This is a genomic window from Mesorhizobium loti CJ3sym, assembly GCF_000472785.1.
GTDB lineage: Bacteria > Pseudomonadota > Alphaproteobacteria > Rhizobiales > Rhizobiaceae > Mesorhizobium > Mesorhizobium loti_E.
On the sequence record NZ_AXAL01000009.1, the window covers coordinates 175,351 to 198,225 of the forward strand.

The 22,875-nt window shown below is 63.2% G+C and carries 24 protein-coding genes; 15 read left to right on the forward strand and 9 right to left on the reverse strand.

Translation table 11 applies throughout. From position 1 onward, the window contains the following. Positions 1–133: 133 nt before the first annotated feature. On the forward strand, positions 134–340 hold the full coding sequence (locus tag A3A9_RS0114280) for a tautomerase family protein (RefSeq protein WP_010912352.1): 207 nt from the start codon (positions 134–136) through the stop codon (positions 338–340). 69 nt (positions 341–409) lie between these two features. On the opposite strand, the gene A3A9_RS0114285 is transcribed toward A3A9_RS0114280, so the two are convergent. The 9 genes from A3A9_RS0114285 to A3A9_RS0114325 form a co-directional block, all read right to left on the reverse strand. After that, a complete protein-coding gene (locus A3A9_RS0114285) occupies positions 410–940 on the reverse strand; it encodes an NADPH-dependent FMN reductase (protein WP_027059381.1) in 531 nt (176 codons plus the stop codon). 39 nt (positions 941–979) lie between these two features. Further along, positions 980–1,600, reverse strand: coding sequence for a pyridoxamine 5'-phosphate oxidase family protein (locus A3A9_RS0114290; protein WP_027059382.1), 621 nt, complete (start codon positions 1,598–1,600; stop codon positions 980–982). Between the two features lie 68 nt (positions 1,601–1,668). Next, positions 1,669–2,343, reverse strand: coding sequence for a septation protein A (locus tag A3A9_RS0114295; protein ID WP_027059383.1), 675 nt, complete (start codon positions 2,341–2,343; stop codon positions 1,669–1,671). 44 nt (positions 2,344–2,387) lie between these two features. Beyond that, the gene (gene ftsY, locus A3A9_RS0114300) at positions 2,388–4,220 is read right to left on the reverse strand and encodes a signal recognition particle-docking protein FtsY (RefSeq protein ID WP_027059384.1); all 1,833 of its coding nucleotides are present in this window, start codon (positions 4,218–4,220) and stop codon (positions 2,388–2,390) included. A gap of 12 nt (positions 4,221–4,232) precedes the next feature. Beyond that, positions 4,233–5,570, reverse strand: a complete 1,338-nt coding sequence (mtaB, locus tag A3A9_RS0114305) for a tRNA (N(6)-L-threonylcarbamoyladenosine(37)-C(2))-methylthiotransferase MtaB (protein WP_027059385.1) — start codon at positions 5,568–5,570, stop codon at positions 4,233–4,235. Next, positions 5,570–6,454: a diaminopimelate epimerase gene (gene dapF, locus A3A9_RS0114310; protein WP_027059386.1), complete on the reverse strand. Its 885-nt coding sequence runs from the start codon at positions 6,452–6,454 to the stop codon at positions 5,570–5,572. Before dapF ends, mtaB begins: the two co-directional genes overlap by 1 nt. Positions 6,455–6,672: 218 nt before the next feature. Further along, on the reverse strand, positions 6,673–6,834 hold the full coding sequence (locus A3A9_RS42570; RefSeq protein WP_027059387.1) for a DUF1328 family protein: 162 nt from the start codon (positions 6,832–6,834) through the stop codon (positions 6,673–6,675). Positions 6,835–6,927: 93 nt separating this feature from the next. Continuing rightward, on the reverse strand, positions 6,928–7,497 hold the full coding sequence (locus tag A3A9_RS0114320) for a hypothetical protein (RefSeq protein WP_027059388.1): 570 nt from the start codon (positions 7,495–7,497) through the stop codon (positions 6,928–6,930). A gap of 66 nt (positions 7,498–7,563) precedes the next feature. Further along, the gene (locus A3A9_RS0114325) at positions 7,564–8,583 is read right to left on the reverse strand and encodes an MBL fold metallo-hydrolase (RefSeq protein ID WP_027059389.1); all 1,020 of its coding nucleotides are present in this window, start codon (positions 8,581–8,583) and stop codon (positions 7,564–7,566) included. A 280-nt stretch (positions 8,584–8,863) separates the two neighbouring features. On the opposite strand from A3A9_RS0114325, the gene A3A9_RS0114330 reads away from it, so the two are divergent. From A3A9_RS0114330 to lpdA, 14 genes are all read left to right on the forward strand, one after another. Then, the gene (locus tag A3A9_RS0114330; protein WP_027059390.1) at positions 8,864–9,403 is read left to right on the forward strand and encodes a protease inhibitor Inh/omp19 family protein; all 540 of its coding nucleotides are present in this window, start codon (positions 8,864–8,866) and stop codon (positions 9,401–9,403) included. Positions 9,404–9,432: 29 nt separating this feature from the next. Then, positions 9,433–10,629, forward strand: coding sequence for a cell division protein ZapE (gene zapE, locus A3A9_RS0114335; protein ID WP_027059391.1), 1,197 nt, complete (start codon positions 9,433–9,435; stop codon positions 10,627–10,629). 360 nt (positions 10,630–10,989) lie between these two features. Continuing rightward, positions 10,990–11,958, forward strand: coding sequence for a malate dehydrogenase (gene mdh / locus A3A9_RS0114340; protein ID WP_027059392.1), 969 nt, complete (start codon positions 10,990–10,992; stop codon positions 11,956–11,958). 30 nt (positions 11,959–11,988) lie between these two features. Further along, positions 11,989–13,182: an ADP-forming succinate--CoA ligase subunit beta gene (gene sucC, locus A3A9_RS0114345; RefSeq protein ID WP_027059393.1), complete on the forward strand. Its 1,194-nt coding sequence runs from the start codon at positions 11,989–11,991 to the stop codon at positions 13,180–13,182. 4 nt (positions 13,183–13,186) lie between these two features. Beyond that, complete coding sequence (locus A3A9_RS0114350) at positions 13,187–13,558, forward strand: cupin domain-containing protein (RefSeq protein ID WP_027059394.1); 372 nt, start codon at positions 13,187–13,189, stop codon at positions 13,556–13,558. 3 nt (positions 13,559–13,561) lie between these two features. Beyond that, positions 13,562–14,059, forward strand: coding sequence for a DUF1579 family protein (locus A3A9_RS0114355; protein ID WP_027059395.1), 498 nt, complete (start codon positions 13,562–13,564; stop codon positions 14,057–14,059). An 83-nt stretch (positions 14,060–14,142) separates the two neighbouring features. After that, positions 14,143–14,448 carry a hypothetical protein gene (locus tag A3A9_RS43975; protein WP_023784120.1) on the forward strand — a complete coding sequence of 102 codons (306 nt, stop codon included), beginning with the start codon at positions 14,143–14,145 and terminating at the stop codon, positions 14,446–14,448. Beyond that, positions 14,375–14,791, forward strand: coding sequence for a PIN domain-containing protein (locus A3A9_RS38800; protein WP_033838548.1), 417 nt, complete (start codon positions 14,375–14,377; stop codon positions 14,789–14,791). Before A3A9_RS43975 ends, A3A9_RS38800 begins: the two co-directional genes overlap by 74 nt. A gap of 27 nt (positions 14,792–14,818) precedes the next feature. After that, a complete protein-coding gene (gene sucD, locus A3A9_RS0114365) occupies positions 14,819–15,721 on the forward strand; it encodes a succinate--CoA ligase subunit alpha (RefSeq protein ID WP_027059396.1) in 903 nt (300 codons plus the stop codon). Positions 15,722–15,843: 122 nt separating this feature from the next. Continuing rightward, positions 15,844–18,831, forward strand: a complete 2,988-nt coding sequence (locus tag A3A9_RS0114370) for a 2-oxoglutarate dehydrogenase E1 component (protein WP_027059397.1) — start codon at positions 15,844–15,846, stop codon at positions 18,829–18,831. Between the two features lie 30 nt (positions 18,832–18,861). Beyond that, on the forward strand, positions 18,862–20,148 hold the full coding sequence (gene odhB / locus A3A9_RS0114375) for a 2-oxoglutarate dehydrogenase complex dihydrolipoyllysine-residue succinyltransferase (protein ID WP_027059398.1): 1,287 nt from the start codon (positions 18,862–18,864) through the stop codon (positions 20,146–20,148). Positions 20,149–20,187: 39 nt separating this feature from the next. Next, positions 20,188–20,691: a hypothetical protein gene (locus tag A3A9_RS0114380; protein ID WP_161634495.1), complete on the forward strand. Its 504-nt coding sequence runs from the start codon at positions 20,188–20,190 to the stop codon at positions 20,689–20,691. Further along, a complete protein-coding gene (locus A3A9_RS0114385) occupies positions 20,688–21,443 on the forward strand; it encodes an SDR family oxidoreductase (RefSeq protein ID WP_027059400.1) in 756 nt (251 codons plus the stop codon). The genes A3A9_RS0114380 and A3A9_RS0114385 overlap by 4 nt, the downstream gene beginning before the upstream one ends. Positions 21,444–21,466: 23 nt before the next feature. Then, positions 21,467–22,873 carry a dihydrolipoyl dehydrogenase gene (gene lpdA, locus A3A9_RS0114390; RefSeq protein ID WP_027059401.1) on the forward strand — a complete coding sequence of 469 codons (1,407 nt, stop codon included), beginning with the start codon at positions 21,467–21,469 and terminating at the stop codon, positions 22,871–22,873. Positions 22,874–22,875: the final 2 nt, after the last annotated feature.

Below are 22,875 nucleotides of genomic sequence, written 5' to 3' on the forward strand. Positions count from 1 at the left end.
ACCGCAGTAGAACGGTGCTCACGGACCCAAATGTCCGCTGCGCTCCGGTTCTCGAAACCACCATCATATGACTCGCCAGAGCGAATTTCGAAACGGTCCCTCAGCGGCGTAGCTATTTGAAGGGGACAAAATCATGCCATTCGTCAACATCCGCATCGTCAAGGAAGTGATCGCCGCCGATCCGGCAGGCAAGAAGGCTGATATCGCCAAGAAAGTCACAGCCGCCATCATGGAAGCCACCGGGCTCGGCAATGACGATGTCTGGGTGGTTTTCGAGGAGGTCAACGCCCGCGACTGGTATGTCGGCAAGACCGATGTCGAGACGTTGCGGAAGGGGTAAGGCGGCTACAGCCGTAGTGCGAACGTTATGAAAGGCTGGCGGGACAGCCATCGCATAGTGGCCGCGGGCTCAACGCGTGCGGATGAAATCCGCGAAGGCAGCCAGCGCATTGCGCATCGCCAGTACGTTCGCCTCCTCCGCCAGAATGCCTTCCACCTCCACCGCCTTCTTCCCCAGCAGTGCAATTTCCAGCCCACCGTCATAAAGCGCGAACGACATCGTCCGCATGATCTCGGCCAAAGCGGCGCGGGCATAGAGTGAACGCGGCGAGGCGTGCACCGGCATGGCCGGCTTGCCGACGGCGGCGTCGCGCGACACCAGCCAGTCGAGCGCGTTCTTCAGCCCGCCCGGCACGCCATGGGCATATTCAGGACAGGAGACGATGATGCCGTCGGCGCTGGTGACGGCGTCGATCAGCGCGGACGCTTCGTGCGGCGTCCGCTCGCCCTCGTCATCGGGATTGAAGATCGGCAAGCGGCCGAGCCTGTCATAGACGGTGATGCGGCAGGCCGGCGGCGCGTTGCGCGCCAGGGCCGCGACTAGGGCCGAATTGGTGGAGGCGGCCCGCAGGCTGCCGGAGATGGCGAGGATGTTCAGCAAAGTATGGAGCCAGTTCGGACGAATCGCGTCCGCAAAAGCCTACCACATGGTCTGCTTGTATTCGTCGTCGAGCCAGCGATCGGTCGCCTCGGCCGAATCGGCAACCACCAGCTGGTCGCGCAGGATCTGGCCGAGCGTCGGCAGCGTGGCGCGGTCGTACCAGGTGTCAGGCTTCCACAGATCGGAGCGCATGAAGGCCTTGGCGCAATGCATGTAGGCGGCCTTGACGGCGACGACGACGACGCTTTGCGGCTCCTTGCCGTCGACGGCCAGGCGCTCGCGCAAGGTGGCGTCGACGGTGATGCGGGCATCGCCATTGACGCGCAGCGTCTCGTTCATGCCGGGGATGAGGAACAGCAGCCCGACCGAAGGATTGCGCAGGATGTTCTCCAGCGTGTCCAGCCGGTTGTTGCCGGGCCGGTCGGGGATGGCGATGGTCCGGTCGTCGAGAATGGCGGCGAAGCCGGGCTTGTCGCCCTTGGGCGTCACATCGGCATTGCCTTCGCCGTCGGAGGAGCCGATCAGCACGAACGGGCTCTTGCCGATGAAGGAGCGGCAATGGCCGTCGAGCGCCTTCAGTTCCTTGCGGATCGAGCCATCTGTCGGGCGCGGCGTCTTGTAGATCGTCCGCAACTCCTCACGCGTGGTGACGAATTCCATGGCTCTCCCCACTTTGTTTTGACGCAATTCCGGACGGAAAACCGCTTCACACTTTTCCTGGAATTGCTTTACTTCCCGGGCTTTTCTTCCCCGCTTGCCTTGTCGTCCAGCGAATGATGCAGGATCAGCGGCATCTGGCTGAAGGTGAACAGAAGCGTGATCGGCATGATGCCCCAGACCTTGAAGGTAACCCAGGCGTCTGTCGAAAAATTGCGCCACACGACCTCGTTGACGACGGCCAGGAAGATAAAGAACAGACCCCAGCGGAAGGTGAGTTTGCGCCAGCCTTCAGCGTCGAGCTTGAAGGCGGATTCGAAGACATAGCCAAGCAGCGACCTGCCGAAGAACAGGCCGCCGAGCAACACGCCGCCGAACAGCGTGTTGACGATGGTCGGCTTCATCTTGATGAAGATGTCGTCCTGCAGATAGAGCGTCAGCGCGCCGAAGATGAAGACGACGACGCCCGAGACCATCGGCATGATCGGCAAGGTGCGCGTCAGCAGCCAGGAGGCGATCAGCGCTATTGCCGTCGCCGCCATGAACAGGCCGGTGGCAACGAAGATCGGACCGCCGAATTGAGCCAGAACGGGGAATTTCTGCACCAGCCATTCGCCGCGCGCATTGGCGAAGAAGAAGACCAGCAGGGGTCCGAGCTCAAGCACCAGCTTGAGCACGGGATTGACGCCTTCCTTCTTCTCTTTCTGCGGGTCGGACGGATCGCGTTCGAGAATGGGTGGGTTCATGATCTTCCTTCTTACACACGATCCCGTTTCAAGGGATCATGCCGTTACGCCACGCCAGCGATCGCCCTGGCGAATTCGCTGGCTGAGAAAGGTTCGAGGTCGTCGACCTGTTCGCCGACGCCGATGAAATAGACCGGCAATTTGTGCTTTGCCGCGATTGCCACAAGAATACCGCCGCGCGCCGTGCCGTCCAGCTTGGTCATCACCAGGCCGTTGACACCGGCGATGTTGCGGAAGATCTCAACCTGGTTGAGCGCGTTCTGGCCGGTGGTGGCGTCGACCGTCTGCAGCACGGTGTGCGGCGCTTCCGGATCGAGCTTGCCCAGCACGCGCACGATCTTTTCCAGTTCGGCCATCAGCTCGGTCTTGTTCTGCAGGCGGCCGGCGGTGTCGATGATCAGCACGTCGGAGCCCGCTTCCTTGGCCTTCTCGAAGGCGTCATAGGCGAGGCCGGCGGCATCGGCGCCGATCTTGGAGGCGATGACAGGCGATTTCGTGCGCTCGCCCCAGATCTTCAATTGCTCGATCGCGGCGGCGCGGAACGTGTCGCCGGCGGCCAGCATCACCGACAGGCCGCCATCGGTGAGTTTTGCCGCCAGCTTGCCGATGGTCGTGGTCTTGCCGGTGCCGTTGACGCCGACCACCAGGATGACATGCGGCTTGTGCGAAAGATCGAGCTCCAGCGGCCGGGCGACAGGGGTCAGCACCTTTTCCACCTCGGCCGCCATGACGGTGCGCACGTCTGTGTCGGAGACGTCCTTGCCGTAGCGGCTGGCGGCCAGCGCGTCGGTGATACGAAGTGCTGTCTCCATGCCGAGATCGGCGCGGATCAGCACATCCTCCAGGTCCTGCAGCGTTTCCTCGTCCAGCTTGCGTTTGGTGAAGACGCCGGCAATGTTGCCGGTCAACTCGCGCGATGAACGGGCCAGCCCGTCCCGCATGCGCTGGAACCAGGAGCGCCGCGGCGCCGGTTCCGGTGCTTTTACTGGCTCGGCCTTCTGCTCGACCTTTTTGGTGACGGTCACCTTGCCGGCAGCGGTTTTCGGCTCTGGCAAGGGTTGTGGGGCCGGTGGCGCGATGGGCTGCGGCGCGACCGGCGCCGGCTGGCGAATGGGGGGGGCGATTTCCGCCGCCGGGGCTTCCGGCGCCACCTGCACGGTTGGCGCTTCCTCTTCGACGTCCGCAAGCGGAGCCGCCGCGTCACCGACAGCTTCCTTCTCCCCGTCCCTATACGCGGAGAAGGTGCCGGCAGGCTGATGAGGGGCAGCGCCAACCTCTGAAGTCGACTGCGCGGAAGGCGAGGCCGGTGGTGGCACCTCTATTGGCGCGGGTTGTTCGGCTGGAATCTCGGCAGGCGGGGCCGGAACTTCAATCGGTGTTGGCTCCGGCAACTTCTCTGGAGGTGGCGGCGCAACTTCCGGCTGGGCGGGTGCGGGCACCTCTTGCGGCAGCGGTTCGGGAGCAGGCTCCGGTGCTGCCGGGGGTGGCGGGATTTCCTCCGGCTGCTCGACAGGCGCTTCCGGCGCGGCCGGCTTCGGTTCCTCGACCGGCGCAGGCTCAGGCTGGATTTCCGGCTTGGACGGAACGATCGGCTCCGGCGCTGGCGGGATGGTCGGAGCCGGCTCAGGAGCCGGTTCCTCGACGGGCGCCGGTTCCGGTGGGCGAGCTGTCTCCGGTTCGGCCGGTGCAAGCGCGACCTTCGCCTCAGCCTCAGGCTCGTCGCGCTTCAAGAATTCCGGGACGACCTGCTCGGCCGCCGGCTTCAGCGCGTCGAGCTGGTCCCATTTGATCGGCGGCAGGGGCGCGGTCTCATCAATCCGCTCCTCGACAACCTCCTTCTTGCCGAACGAAAATATCTTCTTGAAAAAACCAGCCATGCTTTGCGTTTCTCAGGCGGCGCGTGCGGCAAGCGGCGCTGCGATTAGCCGGGCGCCATCGTGGCCAGTAATTGTCGCGTCAACGATCTCGCCCGGCACGCCAGTGCCGAGCGCTGCCAGCGTGAACCCTTCGGTGCGGCCAACGCCGTCGCGCTCGATCAGGATCGACTGGCGCGTTCCAGGCAGCGAGGCGAGATGGCGCCGATATGCGGCTTCGCCGGCGGCACGCAAGCGCGCTGCGCGCTGCTTGACCACTTCGCGGCGCAGCTGCGGCATGCGCGCGGCGGGCGTGCCTTCGCGCGGGCTGAATGGGAAGACGTGGAGATGGGTCAGCCCGCATTCCCCAACGATTTTTTCCGAATTCTCGAACATCGCGTCGGTTTCGGTCGGGAAGCCGGCGATGATGTCGGCGCCGAAGACAATATCCTTGCGCAATTTGCGCACATCCTCGCAGAAGCGGATCGACTGATCGCGCAGATGCCGGCGTTTCATGCGCTTCAGGATCATGTCGTCGCCGGACTGCAGCGACAGATGCAGATGCGGCATCAGCCTGGGCTCGGTGGCGATGGCGTCGAGCAGATCGTCATCGGCTTCGATCGAATCGATGGAGGACAGCCGCAGGCGCTTCACGTCGGGCACCTGCCTGAGGATGGTCTTCACCAGCCTGCCGAGTTTTGGCGCGCCGGGCAGATCGGCGCCAAAGCTGGTCATATCGACGCCGGTCAGCACGATCTCGGCATAGCCGTGGCCGGCCAGCCGCTTGACCTGCTCGACCACGGCGCCCATCGGCACCGAGCGGGAATTGCCGCGGCCATAGGGAATGATGCAGAAAGTGCAGCGGTGGTCGCAGCCATTCTGCACCTGGACGAAGGCGCGCGCCCGGCCCTCGATGGCGTCGACCATGTGGCCGGCCGTCTCGCGCACCGAAAAAATGTCGTTGACGCGTGCCTTCTCGGTGTCGTTGACGCCGAAATCCGGCAGCGCCCGATACGAATGGGCCTTCAGCTTCTCCTCATTGCCAAGCACGAGATCGACCTCGTCCATGGCGGCGAATTTTTCAGGCTCGGTCTGGGCAGCGCAGCCGGTGACGATGATGCGCGCCTGCGGGTTGTCGCGGCGTGCCTTGCGGATCGCCTGCCTGGCCTGGCGCACCGCCTCGCCGGTGACGGCGCAGGTGTTGAAGATCACGGCGCCGCCTTCCAGCGCGCCGAGACCAGCACTTTCGGCCTCGCGCCGCATCACTTCGGATTCATAGGTGTTCAGCCGGCAGCCGAACGTCACCACGTCAATGCGGCTGGGAGCCTCGGATAGGGAGCCCTCGAATTCGGGGCTCTTCGACAGAGCCGACATCAGGCCGCGCTTTCGGTGTCGCGGGCCCAGGCGCCGGTCGAGGGGTTGAAGCTGCCGGAAAATTCCCATTCGGCGGCGCCGGTCAGGATGACATGGTCGTCGTCGCGCCATTCGACATGCAGCGTGCCGCCGCCCGGCGTCAGCAGGTTGACGCCGCGGCCGGTCCGCCTGGTGCGGGCCGCTGCCACCACGGAGGCACAAGCGGCGGAGCCGCAGGCCTTGGTCAGGCCGGCGCCGCGTTCCCAGGTGCGGACGATCATGCTCTCGGGCGAAGTCACCTGGGCGATGGTGATGTTGGCGCGCTCGGGGAAGATCGGGTGGTTTTCGAGCAGGGGGCCGAAGCGTTCGAGCTCATAGGACCAGACGTCGCGGTCGACCCAGAAGATGGCGTGCGGATTGCCCATCGAGACGGCCGAGGGCGAATGCAGCACAGGCGCGTCGATCGGGCCGATCTGCAGCTCGATCCTGCTTGTGTCGTGGAACTCCTCTGCGAGTGGGATGTCCTGCCAGCCGAAGCGCGGCGTGCCCATGTCGACCGAGATCGTGCCGTCGGCATGTTCCCTGGCGTTGAGGATGCCGGCGCGGGTCTCGAAGGTGAAAGTCTTCTGGCCGCTCTCGGCGGCGAGCGCCTGGACGACGCAGCGCATGCCGTTGCCGCAGGCCTGCGCACTGGAGCCGTCCGAATTCAGGATGTCGACATAGTAAGCCGTACCCGCTGTGCGCGCATCATGGATCGCCATGATCTGGTCGAAGCGGGTCGCGGCATCGGCGTTCAGCGCAAGGGCGGCAACCGCCGTCACCTGATCGGCGCGGCCGCGCATGTCGGCAACGATGATCTCGTTGCCGATGCCGTTCATCTTGGCGAAGGGGGCGGTGCCTGCCATGGCTCTCGCAAATTCCTGTCCGTTTTGCCGCTATATGGCGGAAACGCAGAGGAATTACCAGTGCGGAGCAGCCCTAGAGACCGTTTCGAAATTCGCTCTGGCGAGTCATATGATGGTGGTTTCGAGAACCGGAGCGCAACGGACTTTCTGTCCGTAAGCACCGGAAGCGCAGAAAACGCCTTCAGATGGCCGCCAGAGTAGAGTTTCCAACCGGTCTCTTACGTCACCGCGAAGATGCCAAGCACGACCAGCAGGAAGATGACCAGCACGATACCGATGAGGACGCGCGCGCCGGTGGCGGCGGCGCCGGCCAGAGCCGGCATGCCGAGAAGGCTGGCGGCGGCGGCGACAATGAGCAGAATGATGATCCACTTGATCATGAAAACCTCGCAAATCGACTTTGTTTGCAGCGGCTTAGGAACGCCGCCCGCGCACTCTGGTTCCGTCGTTGCGAGGCTTGGGTCTCGAGGCGCCTATCCGGCGATCTCGAAATCGGTGGTGAAGGGGGCGGTCTTTTGCGAGTTCTCGTCATGCATGAGGAAATCCGCACGGTATTTGCCGGGCGGCACGCCATCCAGGGAGACGTTGAGCTTGAAGAACATTTCGCGGTTATGCGAGCGCGAGGCGAGCTGGATGCGGCCGAGCTTCTCGAAAGTGCCCAGCTTCTCACCAGCCGCGCTGAGCACGGTGAGGTCGACATAGAGCGCGATCTGGTTGTTGCCGAGCCCGTCCGAGCCATAGCCATAGCCGACGGGCTCCATGTAGAGCACGATCTCTTCGCCGGACTTGTAAACATGATTGGCGCGTTCGGTGTAGATGCCGAAGCCGCTGGCCGCGCTTATATGCCTGACGTTCATCACTTCGAGGGGCATTGCTTTCCAGAGCGCTTCCTCGGCGTCGCGAAATTTCGTCAGCGCGCCCACGCCGTCATTTGCTTGCAGTGCTTTCTCCGCCGCTGCTGCATTATCGGCGATCTCGCCGGCAAAAGCGGCGGTCGATGTCGAGATGATCAGCGCAACCAAGGCTGCCGCAAGAAACTTCATAGGCTTCCTCCCAAGGACGATCCATTAGCATCGTCTTCTAAAAAGACCGCCGGGTAAACTGCCCGTTTATCGCGATGTGCTGTTCGGCACGTCCCACACCTCGCCCGGACGCATGGCGCGAAAACGCTCCTGTTGCAGGCCCTCGGCGTCAAGCGCCTCGGCCAGTTTCCAGGCCGGTTCGTCGATCGGCTCGTCGGTGAGCTGGAAGGTGCCCCAATGGCAGCCGGCGGCGAAGGCGGCGTTGCACAGCTGCATGCCTTGCACGGCTTCTTCAGGGTTCTGGTGCTGCGAGGCCATGAACCAGCGCGGCTCATAGGCGCCGATCGGCAGGATGGCGAAGCGGAAGCCGCCATGTTTCCTGGCCATCAGCCGGTAGTTGATGCCATCATGGAAGCCGGTATCGCCGGCGAAATAGATTTTTCCGCCTGGCGTTTCGACGACGAAGCCGGCCCACAGTGCCATGCGCCGGTCGCGGGCGCCGCGCGCCGACCAGTGATGCGCCGGCTCGACATGGATGAAAACGCCGTTGCCGATCTCGACCCTTTCACCCCAATCATGCGCTGCCAGCCGCATGCCGGGAACCGCGCCACCAATGAGGACATCGTTGCCGAGCGGCGTGATCACTTGCGGGTCGTGACTGGCCTTCAGCTGCTTCAACGTTGCCAGGTCGAGATGGTCGTAGTGATTGTGGCTGACCAGCACGAGGTCGATCGGCGGCAGATCGGCAAAGACGATGCCCGGCGGATTGATGCGTTTGGGTCCGGCAAAGGAAAATGGCGAGGTGCGCTGCGACCAGACCGGATCGGTGAGGATGTTCAGGCCCGCCGTCTGGATCAGCAGCGTGGAATGGCCAACCATGGTCACGATCAGCCCGGAGCCTTCGACACGCTCGGCCGGCATTGCCTGCGGAAAAGGGCTTGGGCTGGTGGCCGGCCATTTCGAACGTTGGCCGCTGAACTGCCATTTCAGCAGATCGGTAAAGCGGCCGGGCAGCCGGCCGCCTGGATTGAAGAACAGGGTGCCATCGAAATGGTCGCTAGGCGGACCGCTGTAATAGCGGTTGGCGGCTTTCTTTCCTGCGGCCAAGCTCTGCGCTCCAGCGGTTTCGGCTCCTAGACATAAGTCCTGCGCAGGCCGGCGCAAGCTTTTGCAGGCCAACGACGTGGGAACCGGCCTTTCCCGTTAGGGATGGCGGGGACCGGGCGATGAGGGCGCCGGCTCAACCTGATTGCGATAAATTTGCAACAATTCTTGCTGCAAACCCTATTTTAACCATATCAGGTTGAAATTTCGCCACCTTCTCCATCTTGGTGGAGGTGAGATTGTGCGGACGGCGTCCCCCCAGCCGGATCCGACGGAGGTTGGAATGAATTTTTCGAAAAGCGGCCTGGTGGCCGTATCGCTGGCTGCGCTTGTTGCGAGCGGCTGCTCGACCTCGCGGTTTTCGTCGATGGACGACCAACAGCCGGCGCCGCTGCAGCCGGCCCCGGCGGGCCAGGTGAGCTCGAATCAGCTGCCGCCGCCGGCCTCACCGGGCACCACCGATCCGTCAAAGTTCCCGACCGCACCGGCAAACACGCAGGTGGCTTCCTTGCCGCCGGATGGCACGGCGCCCGCCGGTGCCTCGGATCTCAGCGCGGCAAGCGTCGCCGGCGTCTGGAACGCCAGCGTTTCCGGCCAGAGCTGCAAGATCGCGACGCCGCAGACCAAGTTCGGCGCCGGCTTCCGTGCCGGGCCGCTGCATTGCCCCGCACCGATCGACGGCATCAAGTCGTGGAACGTCGCCGGCAAGCAACTGACGCTTTATGACGAGAATGGCGGCTCGCTGGCGCGGCTCTATTCGTCGGGCGGCTCGAAATTCGATGGCCAGACTTCCAACGGCCAGCCGATTTCGCTTACAAGGTAGTCGATACTTCCTCGACAACGACGTGACCGATGCATCTGCGTGACGGCCTCCAGACCCATGCGACCGTCAGGCAGCGCTACGACCATCTGGTGGCAACCGGCGCGATCGAACGCGATCCGGCGCAGGAACGCATCGCAGCGGCACTCGACCGGCTGACAGCGGAAATCTCGGCAAAACGGCTGGCGCACAAATCCAGTGCGCTGGGCTGGCTGTTTGCCCGCAAGCGCGAGACGCGCGACATCGTCAAAGGCCTCTACATCCATGGCGGCGTCGGCCGCGGCAAAACCATGCTGATGGACATATTCTTCGAACTGCTGCCGGTGCGGCGCAAGCGCCGCGTCCATTTCAACGACTTCATGGCCGATGTGCAGGACCGCATCCAGAAGCACCGGCAGGCGCGCAAGGATGGCACGGTCAAGGAGGATGATCCGATCCCGCCGGTGGCCAAGGCGCTGGCCGAGCAGGCCTGGGTGCTGTGCTTCGACGAATTCTCGGTCACCGATATTGCCGACGCGATGATCCTGTCGAGGCTGTTTTCGGCGCTTTTTGCCAGCGGCGTGGTGCTGGTCGCCACCTCGAACGTGGCACCGGAAAATCTCTACAGCGACGGGCTGAACCGCCAGTTGTTCCTGCCATTCATCGGCATTCTGGAACGACACGCGCAGGTGCTGTCGCTCGACAGCGACAAGGATTACCGGCTGGAAAAGCTCGCCCGTACGCCGGTCTATGTCACGCCGGCCGATGCGGCGGCCGACCGGATGCTCGACGAGGCCTGGCGAACGATGACGCGCGGCGCGCCGACGGCCGCGACCTCGCTGGCACTCAAGGGCCGGCAAGTGACGGTGCCGGCTGCCGCCGGCGACGCGGCGCGTTTCTCCTTCGCCGACCTCTGCGAAAAACCGCTCGGCGCACGTGATTTCCTGGCCATTGCCGGGCGCTTTTTGACTGTCTTCATCGATCACATCCCCGTGCTGGGAGAAGGCAAGCGCAACGAGGCCAAGCGTTTCATCCTGTTGATCGACACGCTCTACGACCATCACGTCCGGCTGGTGGTGAGCGCCGAGGCGCCGCCGCCGCAGCTTTACGTCGCCAAGCGCGGCGTCGAGGTGTTCGAGTTCGAGCGCACGGCATCACGCCTGATCGAGATGCAGAGCCGCGACTGGCTGGAGGACTGGGCCGAGCGGCGGACGAAGGCGGCGACGGAAGCGTCGCAGGCGCAGGCTTAGAGACGAGAAAATTCGTGATCCTTCGCGCCCCCCTCTGTCCTGCCGACGGTTAAAACTCACATCCTCGCCACCCGCATCACAAGGGCGTCATCGGCTCTTCAAGCCTTCTGATCGCCACCCTAATTGTGTATTGTCAGCCAAGTCGGCTTACAAACTTTGACGTTTACGTAAACCCCAAACCATCTAACCGATTGAAAATGCTCATCCGAAAATAATCGTTTGAATTTATCGCGCACCGGGGCTATTGGGTGCGGCGAAATCTCGCGGTTTCCCCGCAGCATTCCGGCCTCTTGCTCGACGCCGTCATCAAGTCGCTAAAGACTTGAGGCACCGTCACACACAAAGGGAAAACATCCTCACATGGCACGCAACAAGATAGCGCTTATCGGCTCGGGCATGATCGGCGGCACGCTCGCTCACATGATCGGCCTCAAGGACCTCGGCGACGTGGTGCTGTTCGACATTGCCGAGGGCACGCCGCAGGGCAAAGGGCTCGATATCGCGCAGTCGTCGCCCGTCGATGGTTTCGACTCCCGGCTGACCGGCGTCAACGACTATGCCGGCATCGAGGGTGCCGACGTCTGCATCGTCACCGCCGGCGTGCCGCGCAAGGCGGGCATGAGCCGCGACGATCTGCTTGGCATCAACCTCAAGGTCATGGAGCAGGTCGGCGCCGGGTTGAAGAAGTATGCGCCAAAAGCCTTTGTCATCTGCATCACCAATCCGCTCGACGCCATGGTCTGGGCGCTGCAGAAGTTTTCCGGCCTGCCCAAGAGCCATGTCGTCGGCATGGCCGGCGTGCTCGACAGCGCGCGTTTCCGCTACTTCCTGGCCGAGGAATTCAAGGTCTCGGTCGAGGACGTCACCGCCTTCGTGCTCGGCGGCCACGGCGATTCCATGGTGCCGATGATCCGCTATTCGACGGTCTCGGGCATCCCGCTGCCCGACCTCATCAAGATGGGCTGGACCTCGAAGGAAAGGCTCGACCAGATCGTGCAGCGCACCCGCGATGGCGGCGCCGAGATCGTCGGCCTGCTCAAGACCGGCTCGGCGTTTTACGCACCGGCCGCCTCGGCGATCCAGATGGCCGAGGCCTATCTCAAGGACAAAAAGCGCGTGCTGCCATGCGCGGCGTTCCTCTCGGGCCAGTATGGCGTCAAGAACACCTATGTCGGCGTTCCCGTGGTGATCGGTGCCGGCGGCGTCGAGCGCATCATCGAGATCGACCTTAACAAGAGCGAGCAGAAGATGTTCGACAGTTCGGTGGCGGCGGTGCAGGGCCTGACCGAGGCCTGCGTTAAGATCGCGCCGCAGCTCGCTTCGAAGTAAACCCCTGCCGTTGATCTGGAGACAATCCGCATGAACATCCATGAATATCAAGGCAAGGCGCTGCTGAAGAGCTTTGGCGCGCCGGTGGCCGAAGGCGTGCCGGTGTTCAAGGCAAGCGAGGCGGAAGCCGCCGCCAAGGCGCTTCCAGGTCCGCTCTATGTGGTGAAGAGCCAGATCCATGCCGGCGGCCGCGGCAAGGGCAAATTCAAGGAGCTCGGCCCCGATGCCAAGGGCGGTGTGCGGCTGGCGAAGTCGGTGGCCGAAGTGGTCGCCAACGCCAACGAGATGCTAGGCCACACGCTGGTGACCAAGCAGACCGGCCCGGCCGGCAAGCAGGTCAACCGGCTCTATATCGAGGACGGCGCCGACATCGAGCGCGAACTCTATCTCTCCATCCTGGTCGACCGCACGGTCGGCCGCGTTGCCTTCGTCGTCTCGACAGAAGGCGGCATGGACATCGAGGCGGTCGCGCATGACACGCCGGAAAAGATCATCACCGTTGCCATTGACCCCGAAAAGGGTGTGACATCAGCCGACCTGAAGGCGCTCAACGGCGCGCTGAAGCTCGATGGCGATGCGGCCAAAGACGGCGATACGTTGTTCCCGATCCTCTACAAGGCCTTTGTCGAGAAGGACATGAGCCTGCTCGAAGTCAATCCGCTGATCGTCATGAAGAGCGGCCGGCTGCGCGTGCTCGACGCGAAAGTGTCGTTCGACAACAACGCGCTGTTTCGCCACCCGGACGTGCTCGAACTGCGCGACACCACGGAAGAGGACGAGAAGGAAATCGAGGCGTCGAAATACGACCTCGCCTATGTCGCGCTCGACGGCAATATCGGCTGCATGGTCAACGGCGCCGGCCTTGCCATGGCGACGATGGACATCATCAAGCTCTATGGCGCCGAGCCCGCCAACTTCCTCGACGTCGGCGGTGGCGCGTCCAAGGAAAAAGTGACGGCGGCGTTCAAGATCATCACCAAGGATCCGGCGGTCAAGGGCATCCTGATCAACATCTTCGGCGGCATCATGAAGTGCGACATCATCGCCGAGGGCGTGATCGCCGCGGTCAAGGAAGTCGGCCTCAAGGTTCCGCTGGTCGTGCGCCTCGAAGGCACCAATGCCGAGCTCGGCAAGAAGATCATCAACGACAGCGGCCTGAACGTTGTGTCGGCGGATGATCTCGACGACGCGGCCAAGAAGATCGTGGCGGCGGTGAAGGGCTGAACCTGTGCCTCCGCGCAAGATAAACCTGGTCGAGGCGGCGGATCAAAAGATCAGCAAGGTCTTCGATCCGCATATCGCCGGCGACGTGAACGATGCCCAAGCGAAGGTCGCCAAGTTCGGTGAGACCTTCGACTGGCATGCGCATGAGAATGAGGACGAAGCCTTTCTCGTGCTGCGCGGTCGCATCGCCATCGATTTCCGCGACGGCCCGGTCGAGCTTGGCGAGGGCGATTTCATGGTTGTGCCGCGTGGCGTCGAGCACCGGCCGCGCTCACTGACCGCGGAGCCGGTGGTGCTGATGTTCGAGCCGGCGACGACGCTCAACACCGGCAATGCCAAGAGCGACCTCACCGTCTCCGACCTGAAGCGGCTCTGACCGATGAACGCTGCATCCTTCTCCTCGCTCTCGGAAGGTCACCAGCGCCTGCAGGCGCTGGTCGGCGCGTGGCGCGGCGAGGAAGAGGTGGCGGACACACAATGGGCCGATGGCGGCGCGGCGACTTCGGAAGTGCTGGCGGAGCCACAGTTCGGCGGCCTGTTCGTGGTGCAGCGTTATCGCCAGCGCCGCGACGGCACGATTTCGTTCGGTTCGCATAACGTGTTCGGCTTCGATCAGCAAAACGATGTCGTCACCATGCACCAGTTCGATTCGATGGGCTTCGTGCCGGCCGGACCGTCAACGGGTAGCTGGACCGGTGGCCCACTGACGCTATTGCGTTCATCGCCACGCGGGGCCGCACGTGTGACCTACAATTTCGACGGCAGCGACAGCTATCGCATGCGGCTGGAATTCCAGCCACCCGGCAGCGGTACCTGGCAAGAGATGGTGAGCGGCCTTTACCGGCGCGTTCTACCTTCCGAGTTGAGGGAAGGCTGAGCAATGGAGATCGTGGCCAGGACGGTTGCAGAATTACACATAATCACACATATTGCTACTGTGTATTTATGTGGAGGCGCACGATGAAGAACGTCACCCTGGCCATGGACGAGGCTCTGCTTGAACAAGCGCGAGGCCTTGCCGAACGTCGCAAGACGACCCTCAACGCCCTCATTCGTTCCCTGCTTGCGCATGAGGTCGAACAGGAAGACCGGATTGCCTGGGCCAAGGCGGGAATGAAGCGGCTCATGGACGAGGCCGCGAAACGGAGCGACAGCGCAGACACCCCTTACAAGTGGGATCGAAGGGACGCCTATGCCGACCGGGAAGATCGATTGCTTTCTCGACACGAACGTCCTGATCTACGCGGCTTCGGAGAAGAATCGTGATCCGCGCCGCGCGCCAATCGCCGAAGACCTGGTATCGAGCACTGTCTTTGGCGTGTCGGGGCAGACTTTGGCCGAATTCACCGCAGTGGCGCGCGGGAAATCCTTGCTTGGCGATGATCTGCTCGACCAGTGGCTGGTCCTCCTCGGGACTTGCCCGTTGGTACCTGTCGATGAAAGCTACGTTCGCGCGGGACTGGACCTCGCGCGACGCTACGGAATTCACTACTACGACGCCGCGCTTCTCGCTGCGGCCGGGTATCTCGGCGCGCCGATTTTCTACACTGAAGATCTCAACCACAACCAGGTTTATGGCTCGGTCCGAGCCGTCAATCCTTTCTTGTAATCGCTGAATTCAGAGGCGTAATCACCCATGTCCATTCTCGTCGACAAGAACACCAAGGTGCTGGTGCAGGGCCTGACCGGCAAGACCGGCACGTTCCACACCGAACAGGCATTGGCCTATCACGGCACCAAGATGGTGGGAGGCATCCATCCCAAGAAGGGCGGCGAGACCTGGACCGGGTCGAAGGGCGAGAGCCTGCCGATCTTCGCCACCGTCGCCGAAGGCAAGGCAAAGACCGGCGCCAATGCGTCAGTGGTCTATGTGCCGCCGGCAGGTGCTGCTGAAGCCATCCTGGAAGCGATCGAAGCCGAAATTCCACTGATCATCTGCATCACCGAAGGCATTCCGGTGATGGACATGATCAAGGTCAAGGCGCGGCTCGACCGCTCTACCTCGCGGCTGATCGGGCCGAACTGCCCGGGCGTGCTCACTCCCAACGAATGCAAGATCGGCATCATGCCTGGCAGCATCTTCCGCAAGGGCTCGGTCGGCGTTGTTTCGCGCTCGGGAACACTTACCTATGAGGCAGTGTTCCAGACCACCAATGTCGGCCTCGGCCAGACCACCGCCGTCGGCATCGGCGGCGACCCCGTCAAAGGCACCGAGTTCATCGACGTGCTGGAGATGTTCCTCGCCGATGACGAGACCAAGTCGATCATCATGATCGGCGAGATCGGCGGTTCGGCCGAGGAAGACGCCGCGCAGTTCCTCAAGGACGAAGCCAAGCGTGGCCGCAAGAAGCCGATGGCCGGCTTCATCGCCGGGCGCACGGCTCCGGCCGGCCGCACCATGGGCCATGCGGGTGCTGTCATCTCCGGCGGCAAGGGCGGCGCGGAAGACAAGATCGCGGCCATGGAATCGGCCGGGATAAAGGTTTCGCCATCGCCGGCGCGGCTGGGCACGACGCTCGTCGAGGCGATCAAGGGTTAAAGTGAGTAGTGAATAGCGAATAGGGAAGAAAGAGTAACGACGCGGTTGGGAGAATCCCTACTCGCTATTGGCTACTCCCTATTCGCTCCAACAGGAGACGGAGCGCGGCTCCGCTAAGTGACATGGCAAGACAAGATCAGGCCAACGACCAATTTTCGCTCACCTCATTCCTGTACGGCGGCAACGCCGATTACATCGATGCGCTGTACGCCGCCTATGAGGACGATCCCGCCTCGGTCAATCCCGAATGGCAGGAGTTCTTTGCCGGGCTGAAGGACGATGCCGGCGATGTGCGAAAGAACGCCAAGGGCGCCTCATGGGCCAAGCCCTCCTGGCCGCTGCAGGCCAATGGCGAGCTGGTGTCGGCGCTCGACGGCAATTGGGGCCTGGTCGAGAAGACGGTTGAAAAGAAGGTCAAGGACAAGGCGGTCACCAACGGCGTCGTCCTGTCCGACGCCGACGTGCACCAGGCGACGCGCGATTCGGTTCGCGCCATCATGATGATCCGCGCCTACCGCATGCGCGGCCATCTGCACGCCAATCTCGATCCGCTGGGCATCGCCAAGCCGCTCGAGGATTATAACGAATTGTCGCCCGAGAATTACGGCTTCACCGGAGCCGACTATGACCGGCCGATCTTTCTCGACAATGTGCTTGGGCTCGAATTCGGCTCCATCCGGCAGATGCTGGAGATCCTGACCCGCACCTATTGCTCGACGCTCGGTGTCGAGTTCATGCACATCTCCGATCCCGAGGAGAAGGCCTGGATCCAGGCGCGCATCGAGGGCGCCGACAAGGAAATCTCTTTCACCGCCACCGGCAAGAAGGCGATCCTGCAGAAGCTGATCGAGGCCGAAGGCTTCGAGCAGTTCATCGACGTCAAGTACAAGGGCACCAAGCGTTTCGGCCTCGACGGCAGTGAAGCGCTGATCCCGGCGCTGGAGCAGATCGTCAAGCGCGGCGGCCAGCTCGGCATGAAGGAAATCGTGCTCGGCATGGCGCATCGTGGCCGGCTGAACGTGCTTTCCCAGGTGATGGCCAAGCCGCACCGCGCCATCTTCCACGAGTTCAAGGGTGGCTCGGCCGCCCCCGACGAGGTCGAAGGCTCAGGCGACGTCAAGTACCATCTCGGCGCCTCGTCGGACCGCGAGTTCGACGGCAACAAGGTGCATTTGTCGCTGACCGCCAACCCCTCGCATCTGGAAATCGTCGACCCCGTGGTGATGGGTAAGGCGCGGGCCAAGCAGGACTATCTGTTCGGCCGCGGCCGCGAGGAGATCGTGCCGCTGGAGGAGCGCGCCAAGGTGCTGCCGCTGCTGCTTCATGGCGACGCCGCCTTCGCCGGCCAGGGCGTGATCGCCGAAATCCTCGGCCTGTCCGGCCTGCGCGGCCACCGTGTCGCCGGCACGCTGCACTTCATCATCAACAACCAGATCGGCTTCACCACCAATCCGCGCTTTTCGCGCTCGTCGCCCTATCCGTCCGACGTCGCCAAGATGATCGAGGCGCCGATCTTCCACGTCAATGGCGACGATCCGGAAGCCGTGGTCCACGCCACCAAGGTGGCGATCGAATTCCGCATGAAGTTCCACAAGCCGGTGGTCGTGGACATGTTCTGCTACCGCCGCTTCGGCCACAATGAGGGCGACGAACCGGCCTTCACCCAGCCGCTCATGTATCGCAACATCCGCACCCACAAGACGACGGTGCAGATTTATGGCGAGCGGCTGATCGCCGAGGGCCACATCACACAGGCCGAGCTCGACAAGCTCAAGGCCGACTGGCGCGCGCATCTGGAATCCGAATGGGAAGTCGGCCAGCACTACAAGCCCAACAAGGCCGATTGGCTGGATGGCGCCTGGTCTGGCCTGCGCAGCGCCGACAACCAGGACGAGCAGCGTCGCGGCAAGACCGCCGTGCCGGTCAAGGTGCTGAAGGAAATCGGCAAGAAGCTGACCGAAGTGCCGAAGGGTTTCGAGGCGCACAAGACGATCATCCGCTTCCTCGACAACCGTCGCGAGGCCATCGACTCCGGCGAGGGCATTGACTGGTCGACGGCCGAGGCGCTGGCCTTCGGCGCCATCCTGCTCGACGGCAATCCGATCCGCCTGTCGGGACAGGATTCCGAGCGCGGCACCTTCTCGCAGCGCCATTCTGTGCTTTACGACCAGCGCGACGAAACCCGCTACATCCCGCTCAACAACCTTTCGGCGGCACAGGCCGGCTACGAAGTCATCAATTCGATGCTGTCGGAAGAAGCGGTGCTGGGCTTCGAATATGGCTACAGCCTTGCCGAGCCGAAGGCGCTGACGCTGTGGGAAGCCCAGTTTGGCGACTTCGCCAACGGCGCCCAGGTGGTGTTCGACCAGTTCATCTCCTCAGGCGAGCGCAAGTGGCTCAGAATGTCGGGCCTCGTCTGCCTGCTGCCGCATGGTTATGAAGGCCAGGGGCCCGAACATTCCTCGGCCCGGCTCGAGCGCTTCCTGCAGCTTTGCGCTGAAGACAACATGCAAGTGGCGAATTGCACAACGCCGGCTAACTACTTCCACATCCTGCGCCGGCAGCTGAAGCGCGACTTCCGCAAGCCGCTGATCCTAATGACGCCTAAGTCGCTGCTGCGCCACAAGCGGGCGGTGTCGACGCTGCCGGAAATGTCGGGCGAAAGCTCTTTCCACCGGCTGCTGTGGGATGACGCGCAACTGCTTTCCGGACAGGCGATCAAACTGGTCAAGGATTCCAAGATCCGCCGCGTCGTGCTGTGCTCGGGCAAGGTCTATTACGACCTCTACGAGGAGCGCGAGAAGCGTGGCATCAACGACATCTACTTGTTGCGGGTCGAACAGCTTTATCCGTTCCCGGCCAAGGCGCTGATCACCGAACTGTCGCGGTTCCGCAATGCCGAGATGGTGTGGTGCCAGGAGGAGCCCAAGAACATGGGCGCCTGGTCGTTCATCGACCCCTATCTCGAATGGGTGCTGGCGCATATCGACGCCAAGCATCAGCGCGTTCGCTACACCGGCCGGCCGGCGGCCGCGTCGCCGGCGACCGGGTTGATGTCCAAGCACCTTGCCCAGCTCGCCGCCTTGCTCGAAGACGCGCTCGGCGAATAACAGAACCCGACCAAAAAACGGACAGGCACAATGGCTACCGAAATCCGCGTCCCCACTCTCGGCGAATCCGTCACCGAGGCGACCGTCGGCAAATGGTTCAAGAAGGTTGGCGACGCCATTGCCGTCGACGAGCCTTTGGTCGAACTCGAAACCGACAAGGTGACGGTGGAGGTGCCTGCCGCCGCCGCCGGCACGCTGGGCGAAATCGCCGTCAAGGAAGGCGAGACTGTCGGTGTCGGCGCGCTGCTCGGATCGATCTCGGCCGGTGGCGCCGCTGGTCCGGCAACCAAGCCACAGGCGGTGTCGCAGGCATCGAGCCCCGACGCGGCGCACACGACCAAGCAGGCCGCGGCCGAGACCGCCAAGATCGCCGGTGATGCCGGCGCGGTCGAGCCGCGCAGCATGCCGCCGGCGCCCGCCGCCGCCAAACTGATCGCCGAGAACAATCTGTCGGTCGACCAGCTTTCCGGCTCGGGCAAGCGCGGCCAGGTGCTGAAGGGCGATGTGCTCGACGCCATCTCCAAGGGCGCGCCGTCGCAGCCGGCAGAGACGCCCAAGGCAGCGCCGGCACCAGCGGCGCCGATTGCCGTGCGTGCGCCTTCCTCGGGCGACGATGCCTCGCGCGAAGAGCGCGTGCGCATGACCAAGCTGCGCCAGACCATCGCGCGCCGGCTGAAGGAAGCGCAGTCGACCGCCGCCATGCTGACCACCTTTAATGAGGTCGACATGTCAGCGGTGATGGCGCTGAGGAGCAAATACAAGGATGTGTTCGAGAAGAAGCACGGCGTGAAGCTTGGCTTCATGGGCTTCTTCACCAAGGCGGTGACGCATGCCTTGAAGGAAATCCCTTCGGTCAATGCCGAGATCGACGGCACGGACATCATCTTCAAGAACTATGCCCATATCGGCGTCGCGGTTGGTACCGAGAAGGGCCTCGTCGTGCCGGTCGTGCGCGATGCCGACCAGATGTCGATTGCCGAGATCGAGAAGGATATCGGCCGGCTGGGCATCGCCGCGCGCGACGGCAAGCTGTCGGTCGCCGACATGCAGGGCGGTACGTTCACGATTTCCAATGGCGGCGTCTATGGCTCGCTGATGTCGACGCCAATCCTCAACGCCCCGCAGTCGGGCATTCTGGGCATGCACAAGATCCAGGACCGGCCCGTCGTGGTCGGCGGCCAGATCGTGATCCGGCCGATGATGTATCTGGCGCTCAGCTACGATCACCGCATCGTCGACGGCAAGGAAGCCGTGACCTTCCTGGTGCGCGTCAAGGAGAGCCTGGAGGATCCGGAACGGCTGGTGCTTGACCTCTGAGGCTGGTCGAATGGCTGCTCGCGGCAGGGTCGGCCAATGATGGCCCGTTTGCTTGGGGCCAAACCGGTTGTGCTGGTGGCCGGAATGGTGTTGGCCACCGCAAATGCCCATGCAGCCTGCCCGATCGAACTCGCCGTCTATGGCGACGCGCAAAGCGGCAGCGAGATCGATTTTACGCCGACCGGCACCTCGGCTGTCGTCACCAACTCTTTCCGCATGATCCTCGACAACAATGTCGTGCTGAACGGCATTGTGATGTGGAGTTCGGGTGAAGCGCGGCCGAACGGCTCCTTGATGTACAAATGCCCCGAGGGCGACGTCACCGGCGGCGAGCTTGCCGCCTGCACCTTGTGGAACGGCGTGATCTATACGTCGGATGACAAGGGCGCGATCGGGCTGTTGCCGGCGCAAGGCGTCGATGCTCCGAAAACACTGATCCTTCCCGATCTTGGGCCGTCATTGCGGCGTTCACTGGCCTATGGTGGCAGCGGTTTTTCGAAAGTGCCGTCGGATGTTTTCACGCTGAAGGGATGCCAGGAATGAGCGAAGCGCAGAAGGTGCTGCTGGTCACCGGCGGCAGCCGCGGCATCGGCGCCGCCGTATGCCGGCAGGGGTCAAAGGCGGGCTATCGCCTGGCAATCAACTATGCCTCGAACGAGGCGGCGGCCGACGCGTTGGTTCGCGAGATCAAGTCCGCCGGCGGCGACGCTTTCGCGGTCAAAGGCGATGTCGGCAGCGAGGCCGACATCCTGGCCATCTTCGAAGCGGTGGATCGTACCTATGGCCGGCTCGACGCCTTCGTCAACAATGCCGGCATCGTCGATGCCAAGGCCCGCGTCGACGAGATGAGCGCGGCACGGCTCGAACGCATGATGCGCATCAATGTCGTCGGGTCGATCCTCTGTGCCCGCGAAGCTGTCAAGCGCATGTCGACGCGTCACGGGGGTTCGGGCGGATCGATCGTCAACCTCTCTTCGGCAGCAGCGGTGCTGGGCGCGCCGGACAATTATGTCGACTATGCCGCCTCCAAGGGTGCCATCGACACGTTCACCGTCGGGCTCGCCCGCGAGGTGGCGACGGAAGGCATCCGGGTAAATGCGGTGCGGCCGGGCATCATCGACACCGACATCCATGCTTCGGGCGGGCAGCCGGACCGGGTGGCGCTGATCCAGGACTCGCTGCCGATGAAAAGAGCCGGCACCGCTGATGAAGTCGCCGGAGCGATTCTCTATCTTCTATCCGACGCCGCATCCTATACGACAGGTGCGATCCTGAATGTCAGCGGCGGCCGTTGAGCGCCAAGCAAAGGGAAACAAACATGGCTTATGACGTCGTTATCATCGGATCGGGACCGGGCGGCTATGTCTGCGCCATCAAGGCGGCACAACTTGGTTTGAAGGTCGCGGTGGTCGAGAAGAACGCGACCTTCGGCGGCACCTGCCTCAACATCGGCTGCATCCCGTCCAAGGCGCTGCTTTATGCCTCCGAAATGTTCGCTGAGGCCGGCCATTCCTTCGATACGCTCGGCGTCGAGATCGCCGCACCCAAGCTCAATTTGAAGAAGATGATGGCGCACAAGGACGCGACGGTGTCGTCCAACGTCAACGGCGTCGCATTCCTGTTCAAGAAGAACAAGATCGACTCCTTTCGCGGCACCGGCAAGGTGGCGGCGGCGGGCAAGGTCTCGGTCACCTCTGAAGACGGCAAGGTCGAGGAGATCGAAACCAAGAACATCGTCATTGCCACCGGGTCCGATGTCGCCGGCATTCCCGGCGTCAAGGTCGACATCGATGAGAAGGTGATTGTCTCGTCGACCGGCGCGCTCTCGCTGGAGAAGGTTCCCGGTCATCTGGTTGTGGTCGGCGGCGGCGTCATCGGGCTGGAGCTCGGCTCGGTGTGGGCGCGGCTCGGCGCCAAGGTCACCGTGGTCGAGTTCCTCGACACCATTTTGGGCGGCATGGACGGCGAGGTCTCCAAGCAGTTCCAGCGCCTGCTGTCCAAGCAGGGTTTTGAGTTCAAGCTCGGCGCCAAGGTCACCGGCGTCGCCAAGGCCAAGAAGGGCGCGACTGTCACCTTCGAGCCGGTCAAGGGCGGCGCGGCTGAGACCATCGAGGCGGATGCTGTGCTGATCTCGACAGGACGGCGCGCCTATTCCGACAGTCTCGGCCTGAAGGAGGCGGGCGTCGAGGTCGACGAGCGCGGCCGGGTCAAGACCGACGCCCATCTGCGGACCAATGTGCCCGGCATCTACGCGATCGGCGATGTCATCGCCGGACCGATGCTGGCTCACAAGGCCGAGGACGAGGGTGTGGCGGTCGCCGAAACCATTGCCGGCCAGGCCGGCCATGTGAATTACGATGTCATTCCGAGCGTCGTCTACACCAGCCCGGAAATCGCCTCTGTCGGCAAGACCGAGGAAGAGCTGAAGAAAGCCGGCATCGACTACAAGGTCGGCAAATTCCCGTTCAGCGCCAATGGCCGCGCTCGCGCCATGCTGCACACCGACGGCTTCGTCAAGATCCTCGCCGACAAGACGAGCGATCGCGTACTCGGCGTCCACATAGTCGGCTTCGGCGCCGGCGAGATGATCCACGAGGCTGCGGTACTGATGGAGTTCGGCGGCTCGTCGGAGGACCTCGCCCGCACCACCCACGCGCATCCGACGATGTCGGAAGCGGTCAAGGAAGCGGCGCTGGCGACGTTCTTTAAGCCGATCCATATTTGAAG

Bases quoted from the DNA above. Each gene is read 5' to 3' on its own strand.
- A3A9_RS0114280 (WP_010912352.1), top strand. From the start codon at position 134: ATGCCATTCGTCAACATCCGCATCGTCAAGGAAGTGATCGCCGCCGAT.
- A3A9_RS0114290 (WP_027059382.1), bottom strand. From the start codon at position 1,600: ATGGAATTCGTCACCACGCGTGAGGAGTTGCGGACGATCTACAAGACG.
- A3A9_RS0114295 (WP_027059383.1), bottom strand. From the start codon at position 2,343: ATGAACCCACCCATTCTCGAACGCGATCCGTCCGACCCGCAGAAAGAG.
- ftsY (WP_027059384.1), bottom strand. From the start codon at position 4,220: ATGGCTGGTTTTTTCAAGAAGATATTTTCGTTCGGCAAGAAGGAGGTT.
- mtaB (WP_027059385.1), bottom strand. From the start codon at position 5,570: ATGTCGGCTCTGTCGAAGAGCCCCGAATTCGAGGGCTCCCTATCCGAG.
- dapF (WP_027059386.1), bottom strand. From the start codon at position 6,454: ATGGCAGGCACCGCCCCCTTCGCCAAGATGAACGGCATCGGCAACGAG.
- A3A9_RS42570 (WP_027059387.1), bottom strand. From the start codon at position 6,834: ATGATCAAGTGGATCATCATTCTGCTCATTGTCGCCGCCGCCGCCAGC.
- A3A9_RS0114320 (WP_027059388.1), bottom strand. From the start codon at position 7,497: ATGAAGTTTCTTGCGGCAGCCTTGGTTGCGCTGATCATCTCGACATCG.
- A3A9_RS0114330 (WP_027059390.1), top strand. From the start codon at position 8,864: ATGAATTTTTCGAAAAGCGGCCTGGTGGCCGTATCGCTGGCTGCGCTT.
- zapE (WP_027059391.1), top strand. From the start codon at position 9,433: ATGCATCTGCGTGACGGCCTCCAGACCCATGCGACCGTCAGGCAGCGC.
- mdh (WP_027059392.1), top strand. From the start codon at position 10,990: ATGGCACGCAACAAGATAGCGCTTATCGGCTCGGGCATGATCGGCGGC.
- sucC (WP_027059393.1), top strand. From the start codon at position 11,989: ATGAACATCCATGAATATCAAGGCAAGGCGCTGCTGAAGAGCTTTGGC.
- A3A9_RS0114355 (WP_027059395.1), top strand. From the start codon at position 13,562: ATGAACGCTGCATCCTTCTCCTCGCTCTCGGAAGGTCACCAGCGCCTG.
- A3A9_RS43975 (WP_023784120.1), top strand. From the start codon at position 14,143: ATGAAGAACGTCACCCTGGCCATGGACGAGGCTCTGCTTGAACAAGCG.
- A3A9_RS38800 (WP_033838548.1), top strand. From the start codon at position 14,375: ATGCCGACCGGGAAGATCGATTGCTTTCTCGACACGAACGTCCTGATC.
- sucD (WP_027059396.1), top strand. From the start codon at position 14,819: ATGTCCATTCTCGTCGACAAGAACACCAAGGTGCTGGTGCAGGGCCTG.
- A3A9_RS0114370 (WP_027059397.1), top strand. From the start codon at position 15,844: ATGGCAAGACAAGATCAGGCCAACGACCAATTTTCGCTCACCTCATTC.
- odhB (WP_027059398.1), top strand. From the start codon at position 18,862: ATGGCTACCGAAATCCGCGTCCCCACTCTCGGCGAATCCGTCACCGAG.
- A3A9_RS0114380 (WP_161634495.1), top strand. From the start codon at position 20,188: ATGGCCCGTTTGCTTGGGGCCAAACCGGTTGTGCTGGTGGCCGGAATG.
- A3A9_RS0114385 (WP_027059400.1), top strand. From the start codon at position 20,688: ATGAGCGAAGCGCAGAAGGTGCTGCTGGTCACCGGCGGCAGCCGCGGC.
- lpdA (WP_027059401.1), top strand. From the start codon at position 21,467: ATGGCTTATGACGTCGTTATCATCGGATCGGGACCGGGCGGCTATGTC.